The 10,326-nt window shown below is 64.6% G+C and carries 11 protein-coding genes; all 11 read left to right on the top strand.

Going from position 1 to position 10,326, the window contains the following annotated elements:
* Positions 1-101 precede the first annotated feature (101 nt).
* The gene (locus C404_RS49435) at positions 102-1,283 is read left to right on the top strand and encodes an acetyl-CoA C-acetyltransferase (protein WP_031329773.1); all 1,182 of its coding nucleotides are present in this window, start codon (positions 102-104) and stop codon (positions 1,281-1,283) included.
* Between the two features lie 22 nt (positions 1,284-1,305).
* Complete coding sequence (locus C404_RS49430; protein ID WP_021196233.1) at positions 1,306-2,019, top strand: SDR family oxidoreductase; 714 nt, start codon at positions 1,306-1,308, stop codon at positions 2,017-2,019.
* Complete coding sequence (locus tag C404_RS49425) at positions 2,013-2,249, top strand: hypothetical protein (RefSeq protein WP_021196232.1); 237 nt, start codon at positions 2,013-2,015, stop codon at positions 2,247-2,249. Before C404_RS49430 ends, C404_RS49425 begins: the two co-directional genes overlap by 7 nt.
* Before the next feature lie 6 nt (positions 2,250-2,255).
* Entirely contained in the window at positions 2,256-3,386 is a 1,131-nt protein-coding gene (locus C404_RS49420) for an acyl-CoA dehydrogenase family protein (protein WP_021196231.1), read from the top strand.
* Positions 3,387-3,427: 41 nt separating this feature from the next.
* On the top strand, positions 3,428-4,033 hold the full coding sequence (locus C404_RS49415; RefSeq protein WP_021196230.1) for a 2-hydroxychromene-2-carboxylate isomerase: 606 nt from the start codon (positions 3,428-3,430) through the stop codon (positions 4,031-4,033).
* 64 nt (positions 4,034-4,097) lie between these two features.
* A complete protein-coding gene (locus C404_RS49410; protein ID WP_031329771.1) occupies positions 4,098-4,787 on the top strand; it encodes an HAD family hydrolase in 690 nt (229 codons plus the stop codon).
* Positions 4,787-5,239, top strand: coding sequence for a YchJ family metal-binding protein (locus tag C404_RS49405; RefSeq protein WP_021196228.1), 453 nt, complete (start codon positions 4,787-4,789; stop codon positions 5,237-5,239). The genes C404_RS49410 and C404_RS49405 overlap by 1 nt, the downstream gene beginning before the upstream one ends.
* A gap of 28 nt (positions 5,240-5,267) precedes the next feature.
* Positions 5,268-6,875, top strand: a complete 1,608-nt coding sequence (locus C404_RS49400; protein WP_021196227.1) for a carboxyl transferase domain-containing protein — start codon at positions 5,268-5,270, stop codon at positions 6,873-6,875.
* Positions 6,876-6,904: 29 nt separating this feature from the next.
* Positions 6,905-7,828, top strand: coding sequence for a dienelactone hydrolase family protein (locus C404_RS49395; protein WP_021196226.1), 924 nt, complete (start codon positions 6,905-6,907; stop codon positions 7,826-7,828).
* Complete coding sequence (locus C404_RS49390) at positions 7,825-8,619, top strand: enoyl-CoA hydratase/isomerase family protein (RefSeq protein WP_021196225.1); 795 nt, start codon at positions 7,825-7,827, stop codon at positions 8,617-8,619. The genes C404_RS49395 and C404_RS49390 overlap by 4 nt, the downstream gene beginning before the upstream one ends.
* A gap of 48 nt (positions 8,620-8,667) precedes the next feature.
* Positions 8,668-9,750 carry a biotin synthase BioB gene (gene bioB / locus C404_RS49385; RefSeq protein WP_021196224.1) on the top strand — a complete coding sequence of 361 codons (1,083 nt, stop codon included), beginning with the start codon at positions 8,668-8,670 and terminating at the stop codon, positions 9,748-9,750.
* The last annotated feature ends 576 nt before the right edge of the window (positions 9,751-10,326 follow it).

Below are 10,326 nucleotides of genomic sequence, written 5' to 3'. Positions count from 1 at the left end.
ACGGAGATGGACCAACAAGGCCCACCCAAAGCAAGAGACACATAACCCTGCACCACAAGTGCAGAAACATGTTGCAAGCACAGACCCAGGAGATTGCAGAAATGTCCGACCGCATCGTCATCGTCTCAGCAGCCCGCACCCCGATGGGCGCCTTCCAGGGCGAACTCGCCAGCCTCACTGCCCCGCAACTCGGCGCCGCCGCCATCCGCGCGGCAGTCGAACGCGCCGGCCTGAAGCCCGAGCAGATCGAAGAAGTCATCATGGGCTGCGTCCTGCCCGCAGGCCAAGGTCAAGCACCGGCCCGCCAGGCAGCACTCGGCGCAGGCCTGCCGCTGTCGGTCGGCTGCACCACAGTCAACAAGATGTGCGGCTCGGGCATGCGCGCTGCGATGAACGCCTACGACGCACTGCTGGCAGGCTCGCTGGATGTGGTGGTCGCGGGCGGCATGGAAAGCATGACGAATGCGCCCTACCTGATCCCGAAGGGCCGCGGCGGCTACCGCATCGGCCACGGCATGATCTACGACCACATGATGCTGGACGGCCTGGAAGACGCGTATGACAAAGGCCGCGCCATGGGCACCTTCGGCGAGGACTGCGCCGAGAAGTACGGCTTCACGCGCGAGGCACAAGACCACTTCGCGATGACCTCCGTGCGCCGCGCGCAGGAAGCCACCGAATCCGGCGCGTTCCGCTGGGAGATCACCCCTGTCACCGTGTCGAGCAAGACCGGCGACACCATCATCGATACCGATGAAGGCCCGCGCCGCATCAAGGTCGACAAGATCCCCTCGCTCAAGCCCGCCTTCAAGAAGGACGGCACGGTGACGGCCGCTTCGTCTTCATCGATCAACGATGGCGCTGCGGCGCTGGTGATGATGCGCGAATCCACTGCCAAGCAACTCGGCATCACGCCGCTGGCGGTCATGCTCGGCCACACCACCCATGCGCAGGCGCCGGGCTGGTTCACCACCGCGCCGGTCGCAGCCATCGACAAGCTGTTCAAGAAGCTCGACTGGAACAGCAACAATGTCGACCTGTTCGAGATCAACGAGGCGTTTGCCGTGGTGCCGATGGCGGCCATGCACGACCTGCACATCCCGCACGAGAAGGTGAACGTGAACGGCGGCGCGTGTGCGCTGGGCCATCCGATCGGCGCATCGGGTGCCCGCGTGATGGCCACGCTGCTGGGTGCGTTGCAACACCGTGGGGGCAAGCGTGGCGTAGCGAGCCTGTGCATCGGCGGCGGTGAAGCCACCGCCGTGGGCATCGAACTCTACTGATCGAAAGGAAAAAGCCCGCACGATGACAAATGCAACCTCCCGCCGCACGCGCACCGCACTCATCCTGGGTGCGTCGCGCGGCATTGGCCTGGAAACCGTCAAGCAGTACCGAGCCGATGGCTGGCGCGTGATCGCCACCGTGCGCACGCAAGAGGCCGCGCAAGACCTGCAGGCCCTGGGTGCCGAAACGCACGTGCTGGACCTGACCGACGCCAACGCCATCGCCGGCCTTGCGTGGAAGCTCGACGGTGAAGCGCTGGACGTGGCGATCTACGTGGCGGGCATCTACGGCCCGCGCACGCAAAACGCCACGCCGGTCAGCCAGGCTGACTTTGATGCCGTCATGCACACGAACGTGTGGGCGCCGATGAGCGTGCTGCCTGCCGTGCTGCCGATGGTGGAAGCTGGCCGCAATGGTGCGAACGAAGCGGGCGGTGTGCTGGCCGTCATCTCCAGCCGCATGGGCAGCATTGGCGACATGGGCAGCAGCGCAGGCTGGTTGTATCGCACCAGCAAGGCGGCGGTGAATGACGCGCTGCATGCGCTGTCGTTCGATGCGCAAAAGGCGACGTGCCTGACCTTCCACCCAGGCTGGGTGCAGACCGACATGGGCGGCACCGGCGCGGCCATCACGCCGCAAGAGAGCGTGGCCGGCATTCGCCGCGTGATTGCCAATGCCACGCGCGCTGACAACGGCGGGTTCCGCAACTACGACGGGAGCACGATCGAATGGTGAGCTTCCCAACCGACCAGCGCACGGCCATGCTCGCACTCAAGGGCGTCGGGCCAACCGTGATCGCGCGGCTCGAGCAGATGGGCTTCAGCCAACTCGAGCAACTGCGCGACGCCAGCGTGGACGAGATCGTGCGGGGCGGCGCAGCCCTCACCGGCTCAACGTGCTGGCGCAACAGCCCGCAGGCACGCAACGCAATCGGCGCAGTCGTGGCACTGGCCAAAACCTGGTAGAGCACCATGCTGCTGACGCCTGAACAAGACATGATCCGCGACGCCATCCGCACCTTCGTGCGCGAGGCGATCACACCGCACGCGGCCGCGTGGGACCGCGATGCGACGTTCCCGAAAGACGTGCACCGCCAGCTTGGCGAGCTGGGCGCGTATGGCGTGGCCGTGCCGGAAGAACTCGGCGGCGCAGGGCTCGACTACCTGTCGCTCGCGCTGATCCTGGAAGAGATTGCCGCCGGCGATGGCGGCACCTCCACCGTCATCAGCGTCAATAACTGCCCCGTGTGCAGCATGCTGATGGCGTTTGCGAACGACGCCCAGAAGCAGCAGTGGCTCGTGCCGCTGGCGCGCGGCGAGATGCTCGGCGCGTTCTGCCTGACCGAGCCGCATGTCGGCTCTGATGCCTCGGCCCTGCGCACCACCGCCGTGCGGGACGGCGACCACTGGGTGCTCAACGGCGTGAAGCAGTTCATCACCAGCGGCAAGCATGCCGACGTGGCGATCGTCATGGCCGTGACCGACAAGGCCGCAGGCAAGCGCGGCATCAGCGCGTTCCTGGTGCCGACCAAGACGCCGGGCTACGTTGTTGCACGGCTGGAGGACAAGCTCGGCCAGCACTCCTCCGACACGGCGCAGATCGTGTTTGAAGATTGCCGCATCCCCGCCGATTGCCTGCTGGGCGAAGAAGGCGCGGGCTACAAGATGGCGCTGTCGGGGCTCGAAGGCGGGCGCATCGGCATTGCCGCGCAGAGCGTGGGCATGGCACGCGCAGCCTTTGAGGCAGCACTGGCCTACGCCAAGGAGCGCGAGAGCTTCGGTCAGCCGCTGTTTGCACACCAGGCGGTGCAGTTTCGCCTGGCGGAGATGGCCACGCGCGTGGATGTAGCGCGGCAGATGGTCTGGCACGCCGCCAGCCTGAAAGACGCGGGGCTACCGTGTCTGAAAGAGGCGGCCATGGCCAAGCTCAACGCCAGCGAGATGGCCGAGCGCGTGTGCTCCGACGCCATCCAGGTCTTCGGCGGCTACGGCTACGTGAGCGACTTCCCGGTGGAGCGCATCTACCGCGACGTGCGCGTGTGCCAGATCTACGAAGGCACCAGCGATATCCAGAAAATCTTGATCGCCCGCGCACTCGCGTAGGCCTTTTTGGGGAAGCCGCAGCACAACAAGGGGAGCACATCATGAACGGGGCCATCGATTTCTACTTCGACTTCTCATCGCCGTATGGCTACTTCGCCAGCACGCGCGTGGAGGAGCTCGCCCAGCGCTACAACCGCGCAACGGCGTGGCACCCGATCCTGCTGGGGGTCGTGTTCAAGACCACCGGCGGCTCCCCGCTGCCGCAAGTGCCGCTCAAGGGCGACTACGCGTGGCGCGACTTTGAGCGCACCGCACGCTTCAACGGCATCGAATACCGCAAGCCGACGCACTTTCCGCTGCCCACGCAATACGCCGCGCGCGCCACGCTGTGGGTGCACGACCACCACGGCGGCGATCGTGCCATCGACTTCGCACGCGCCCTGTACCGTGCGCTGTTTGTCGATGACATCAACATTGGTGAGCCCGCAGAGGTGATGAAGATTGCCGATGCGATGGGCATCGACGGCGCCGCACTCAATGCGGGCGCCAGCACGCAGCAGATCAAGGACCAGCTCAAGGCCGAGATCGATCTGGCGATGTCGCGCGGCGTGTTCGGCTCACCGTACGTGATCGTCGATGGCGAAGCCTTCTGGGGCTTCGATCGCTTTGACCAGATCGAAGCGCTGTTGCGCGACGGGCGCATATGAAGACCACATCCACAAGGGCGGTCGATGCACAGACCGCCGCTGACGAACCCCAACAAACCTAAGCATGACTGCAGTCTCTCAATCCGCCCCCCGCCATCCCCGCTTTGACGCGATCCTCTTCGATTGCGACGGCGTGCTGGTGGACAGCGAACCCCTTGTCAACCGCCTGATCTGGCAGATGCTGAATGAACTCGGCATCGAGATCAGCCAGGAAGACTCCATCCAGCGTTTCCTGGGCAAGGCCATCCGCGAAGAGCTGGATGCGATTGCCGAAATGCGCGGCGCGCCGCTGCCACCGAACTGGCTGTCCACCTTCCACGCGCGCCGCAATGCGCTGCTCGAAGCCGAAGTGGAAGCCGTGCCGCACATTGCGCACGCCATCGATATGCTCTCCAAGCTGGGCCTGCCGATGGCCGTGGCCTCCGGCGCCGATCGCGTGAAGGTGGAACTGCAACTGAACCGCACCGGCTTGATCGAGCACTTCCAACCGACCGATGTGCGCATCTTCTCGGCCACCGAGGTCGCGCGCAGCAAGCCCGCGCCCGATGTGTACCTGCTGGCGGCCAGCAGCCTGGGGGTAGCGCCGTCGCGTTGCCTAGTGATTGAAGACAGCCCCACGGGGGTGACCGCCGGCCACGCTGCGGGCATGACCGTGCTGGCCTACGCTGGACGCAACGCGCCCGGCCCGCTGCTTGCCGCGGGTGCTACGCAAACCTTCACCGATATGCGCCACCTGCCGGAGCTGCTGGCCTGATGAGTGCCCAAGCCAAGCCGATCCACCCGACCGACGCCTGCCCCTGCGGTGGCGTTGCGTACGCGCGCTGCTGCGGCCCGTTCCATGCGGGCGAAGCGGTGCCGGCCACGGCAGAGCAATTGATGCGCTCGCGCTACAGCGCCTATGTGCTGGGCGACACGGCGTATCTGCGCCGCACGTGGCACCCGTCCACCTGCCCCGTCGATCTGGAAACGAGCGAGGCCGCTTCTTCGTCCAACTCGGCCACCGCCACACGCTGGCTCGGCCTGGACGTGAAGCGGCACACCCCGCAAGACGCTGTTCACGCGACGGTGGAATTCGTCGCACGCTACAAGGTGGGCGGCCGCGCGCATCGCCTGCATGAAACCAGCCGCTTCGTCCGCCTGGACGCCAGCGGCGCTGAATCCGCCGAAGGCCGTTGGCTCTATGTCGACGGCACCTTCCCTGACTGAACCGCACCGCACTTCCTGCACTGCTGCCATGCCGACGCTAGACACCAAGCTGAACCCCCGTGCCGAAGACTTCAAGGCCAATGCCGATGCCATGCGCGCACTCGTCGCCGATTTGCGCGACAAGGTGAGTCGCATTGCCCAGGGCGGCGGTGACGACGCCCGCGCCAAGCACCTCGCGCGCGGCAAGCTGCTGCCGCGCGATCGCGTGCAGCAACTGCTCGACCCGGGCACGCCGTTCCTGGAGTTCTCGCAGTTGGCGGCGTACGGCATGTACGACGACGCGGCACCGGGCGCCGGCATCATCACCGGCATCGGCCGCATCTCGGGGCAGGAATGCGTGATCGTCTGCAACGACGCCACGGTCAAGGGCGGCACGTATTACCCCATGACCGTGAAGAAGCACCTGCGCGCGCAGGAGATTGCCGAGCAGAACCACCTGCCCTGCGTCTACCTGGTCGACTCGGGCGGCGCCAACCTGCCAAACCAGGACGACGTCTTCCCCGACCGCGATCACTTCGGCCGCATCTTCTACAACCAGGCCAACCTGTCGTCCAAAGGCATCCCGCAGATTGCGGTGGTGATGGGCTCGTGCACGGCCGGCGGCGCGTACGTGCCTGCCATGAGCGATGAGTCGATCATCGTGAAGGAACAGGGCACGATTTTCCTGGCCGGCCCGCCGCTGGTGAAGGCGGCCACGGGTGAAGTCGTGAGCGCGGAAGACCTGGGCGGTGCCGATGTGCACACGCGCCTGTCGGGCGTGGCGGACTACTTCGCCAACAACGATTCGCACGCGCTGGCCCAGGCCCGCAGCATCGTCGCGCACCTGAACCGCCGCAAGCCGGAGCAGGTGCAGATCCACCCGCCGGTTGAGCCGCGCTTTCCCGCCGAAGAACTCTATGGCGTGATCCCGACCGACACGCGCAAGCCGTTCGACGTGCGCGAAGTCATCGCCCGCATCGTCGATGACTCGGCATTCGATGAATTCAAGGCGCGCTACGGCACCACGCTGGTCTGCGGCTTTGCGCGCATCTGGGGCTACCCGGTCGGCATCATCGCGAACAACGGCATTCTGTTTTCGGAAGCTGCGCTCAAGGGTGCACACTTCATCGAGCTGTGCTGCCAGCGGAAGATCCCGCTGGTGTTCCTGCAGAACATCACCGGCTTCATGGTGGGCCGCAAGTACGAGAACGAAGGCATCGCCAAGAACGGCGCGAAGATGGTGACAGCGGTGGCGACGGCACAGGTGCCCAAGTTCACGGTCATCATTGGCGGCTCGTTTGGTGCGGGCAACTACGGCATGTGCGGGCGCGCATATTCGCCGCGCTTCCTGTGGATGTGGCCCAACGCGCGCATCTCGGTGATGGGCGGTGAACAAGCAGCGAGCGTGCTCGCCACCGTGCGCCGCGACGGCATCGAAGCCAAGGGTGGCCAGTGGAGCGCAGATGAAGAAGCCGCCTTCAAGGCGCCCATCCGCGACCAGTACGAGCGCCAAGGCCACCCGTATTACGCCAGCGCACGCCTGTGGGATGACGGCGTGATCGACCCGGCCGATACGCGCAGCGTGCTGGGCCTCGGCCTGTCGGCCAGCCTGAACGCACCGATTGGCGATATGAACTTCGGCGTGTTCCGCATGTAAGCGGACGGCCATCGAACAAGGAATCTGCAGTGAACAGCAAGACCGCACGAACGTGGCGCAGCGCCTGGGCAGCCGTTGGCTGCGCGCTGCTGCTCGCGGCTGCGCATGCCCAAGAAAAGCCCGCCCACAGCATGACCGAGGAGGTCATCGAGATACCCAAATCTGTGGGCATCTTCACCGTCAAGCTCGAGACGACGATCTTCAAGCCGGCCGGCAACGGGCCGTTTCCGCTGATCGTGCTCAACCACGGCAAGGCGCTGGGCAATCCAGCTTTCCAGAGCCGCGCACGTTACAGCGCGCAAGTCGCACCGCTGGTCGCGCGCGGCTACGTGGTCGTCCTGCCAATGCGCCAGGGCTTCTCGAAGTCAGGTGGCGCCTACATCGGCGGCGGCTGCAATGTGGAGAGCAACGGCACCGTGCAGGCCGAAGATGTGGTCGCCACACTCGATTACATGACCAAGCAACCGTACGTCGATCGTGATCGCATCGTCATCATGGGCCAATCACACGGCGGCCTGACCACGATGGCCTTCGGCACCATCGACTACCCGGGCGTGCGCGGTCTGGTCAACTTCGCAGGCGGCCTACGCAACGACAGCTGCGTCGCCTGGGAAATCAATCTCGTGCGCGCCTTCGGCAACTACGGCAAGCAGTCACACTACCCCTCGCTGTGGTTCTACGGCGACAACGACAGCTACTGGCCCAAGCCGCTGCCCGACCGACTGTTCGCCGCCTACACGGAAGCGGGCGGCAAGGGACGCATGGTTGACTACGGTAACTTCCAGGGCGACTCGCACGGCATGTTCGCCAGCCGCGCGGGCCTGTCCATCTGGCTACCCGAGGTCGACGCTTTCCTGCGCGAACTGGGTCTGCCCGCCGGCCCGGTTCAGACCGCCGCTGCACCTGACAACGCCGCCAGCACGCAAAGCGGCGCCAACAAGGACCCCCAATGAACGCCTTTGAAACGCTCGCCTTCGCGCAGCACGGCGCCGTTGCTACGCTCACGCTCAACCGGCCGGATGTGCGCAACGCCTTCAACGAGACCGTCATCGCCGAGTTGACCGGCGCGTTCCGTGCGCTGGCACAGGAGCCCAGCGTGCGCGCCATCGTCCTGTCCGGCAACGGCCCCGCCTTCTGCGCCGGTGCCGATCTGAACTGGATGAAGAAGATGGCCGGCTACTCGGATGACGAGAACCGCGCCGACGCCCTGCGCCTGGCCGAAATGCTGCGCGCCATCTATACCTGCCCGAAGCCCGTCATCGCGCGTGTGCAAGGCGACACGTACGCCGGTGGCGTTGGACTGGTCGCCGCGTGCGACATCGTGGTCGCTGTCGATACCGCCAACTTCTGCCTGTCGGAAGCCAAACTCGGGTTGATTCCGGCCACCATCAGCCCGTACGTGATCCGCGCGCTGGGCGAGCAGGCCTCGCGCCGCTACTTCATCACCGCTGAGCGCTTCTCTGCTGCCGAGGCGCATCGCCTGGGCCTCGTGCACGAACTGGTGAGTGCTGACACGCTCGACGCCAAGGTGAACGACATCACCGCCGCGCTCGTCGCCAACAGCCCGAACGCCGTGCGCGAGAGCAAGCGCCTGGTGCGTGAAGTGTCCGGTGCGCCGGTCAACGACGCACTGCTGGCCGACACCGCAGACCGCATCGCCGCCATTCGCGCTTCGGAAGAAGGCCGCGAAGGCGTGCAAAGTTTCCTGGGCAAGCGCAAGCCGAACTGGCTGCTGCCGGCCTGACCCGCATAACTAGAAACCACGCATCAAAATCGATTGAAGGAAGTCCTCATGCAACCTACTCCGCTCAACTTCGTTCCGAACGCCGCCAAGGTGCCCGTCACGCCCGGCCAGGCCCCCGACGCACGCTGGAGCCGCGAAGCCATCGAAGCGCTGTTCGCGCTGCCGTTCAATGACCTGCTGTTCCAGGCGCAGCAGGTGCACCGCGCCAACTTTGATGCGAATGCGGTGCAGCTCTCGACGCTGCTGTCCATCAAGACCGGCGGCTGCCCGGAGGATTGCTCGTACTGCCCGCAATCGGCGCGCTACGACACCGGCGTGGAGGCTGAAAAGCTGATGCCGATCGACGAAGTGCTGGAAGCCGCATCGCGCGCCAAGCAGAACGGTGCGAGCCGCTTCTGTATGGGCGCTGCGTGGCGCAACCCGAAGCCGCATCAACTCGACGCCGTGGCCGACATGGTGCGTGGTGTGAAGGCGATGGGGCTGGAGACCTGCGTGACGCTGGGCATGCTCAAGCAGGAGCAGGCTGCGCAGCTGAAAGACGCGGGGCTGGATTACTACAACCACAACCTCGATACCGCGCCGGAGTTCTACGGCGAAATCATCACCACGCGTACGTACCAAGACCGGCTCGACACGCTCGAGCACGTGCGTGAGGCGGGCATCAACGTGTGCTGCGGTGGCATCGTCGGGCTGGGGGAATCGGTGCACGAGCGTGCCGGGCTGATTGCCGAGTTGGCGAACATGGAGCCGTATCCGGATTCGGTGCCGATCAACAATCTGGTGAAGGTGGAAGGGACGCCGCTGGCGGGTAATGAGGAGTTGGATCCGTTTGATTTTGTGCGCACGATTGCGGTGGCGCGGATCACGATGCCCAAGGCGATGGTGCGGCTGTCTGCTGGCCGTGAGGCGATGGATGATGCGTTGCAGGCGCTGTGCTTTATGGCGGGGGCTAACTCGATTTTCTATGGCGAGAAGCTGCTGACGACGGATAACCCGGAGGCGGATGCGGATCGCAAGCTGCTGGCGCGGTTGGGGATGCGGGTGGAGGTGCAGGATCATATGCACCATAGCGCTGATGCTGGGCACTCGCATTCGTCGCATTGCCATATCGACATTACGCCGGCGGACTGATGTGTTGGATGGGGGATGGTTTTTTGTTTGTGGTCCATCCCTTGTTTCATCCCCTGCCGGGGCTGACTCACTTTTCTTTGTCTTGCCAAAGAAAAGTAAGCAAAAGAAAGGCGCGCCCGAGATGGCGACTTCCCCTTGAATTTATGTCGCAGAGAGGGGAAGGGGAAAACTCGCTTCGCTCAAACAGTTCCCCTTCCTTTTTCCTCTCTGCAACAGAAATTCAAGGCGCCATCAAGGGCTCCAACGGCCACACCATCGGAGCACAAACGCAGTAGTAGGTACGCAGCAAGACGCGAAGCTGAACCTGCAAAAGCAGTCGAAGATCGCGAGCGAAGCAAAGCAGCACACAGCAACAAACGAGAGCCTGACAGCGCATGCACACCAACGGTTTGGCCGTTGACGTCCCTGCCCTAGATGGCGCCTTGAATTTGTGTAAGCGGGCGGAAATAAGACGGGGAACTGTCTGAGCGAAGCGAGTTTTCCCCGTCTCCGCCCGGTTACACAAATTCAAGGAGGGGGTCGCCATCTCGGGCGCGCCTTTCTTTTGCTTACTTTTCTTTGGCAAGACAAAGAAAA

It is taken from the genome of Ralstonia sp. AU12-08 (assembly GCF_000442475.1).
Taxonomy (GTDB): domain Bacteria; phylum Pseudomonadota; class Gammaproteobacteria; order Burkholderiales; family Burkholderiaceae; genus Ralstonia; species Ralstonia insidiosa.
The sequence above is the reverse complement of the archived record's forward strand: the minus strand, read 5'-3'. Positions and strand labels throughout refer to the sequence as shown.

Coding starts and splice junctions, on each gene's coding strand:
- C404_RS49420 (WP_021196231.1), top strand. CDS start 2,256: ATGCTGCTGACGCCTGAACAAGACATGATCCGCGACGCCATCCGCACC.
- C404_RS49410 (WP_031329771.1), top strand. CDS start 4,098: ATGACTGCAGTCTCTCAATCCGCCCCCCGCCATCCCCGCTTTGACGCG.
- C404_RS49400 (WP_021196227.1), top strand. CDS start 5,268: ATGCCGACGCTAGACACCAAGCTGAACCCCCGTGCCGAAGACTTCAAG.
- C404_RS49430 (WP_021196233.1), top strand. CDS start 1,306: ATGACAAATGCAACCTCCCGCCGCACGCGCACCGCACTCATCCTGGGT.
- C404_RS49425 (WP_021196232.1), top strand. CDS start 2,013: ATGGTGAGCTTCCCAACCGACCAGCGCACGGCCATGCTCGCACTCAAG.
- C404_RS49390 (WP_021196225.1), top strand. CDS start 7,825: ATGAACGCCTTTGAAACGCTCGCCTTCGCGCAGCACGGCGCCGTTGCT.
- C404_RS49405 (WP_021196228.1), top strand. CDS start 4,787: ATGAGTGCCCAAGCCAAGCCGATCCACCCGACCGACGCCTGCCCCTGC.
- C404_RS49435 (WP_031329773.1), top strand. CDS start 102: ATGTCCGACCGCATCGTCATCGTCTCAGCAGCCCGCACCCCGATGGGC.
- bioB (WP_021196224.1), top strand. CDS start 8,668: ATGCAACCTACTCCGCTCAACTTCGTTCCGAACGCCGCCAAGGTGCCC.
- C404_RS49415 (WP_021196230.1), top strand. CDS start 3,428: ATGAACGGGGCCATCGATTTCTACTTCGACTTCTCATCGCCGTATGGC.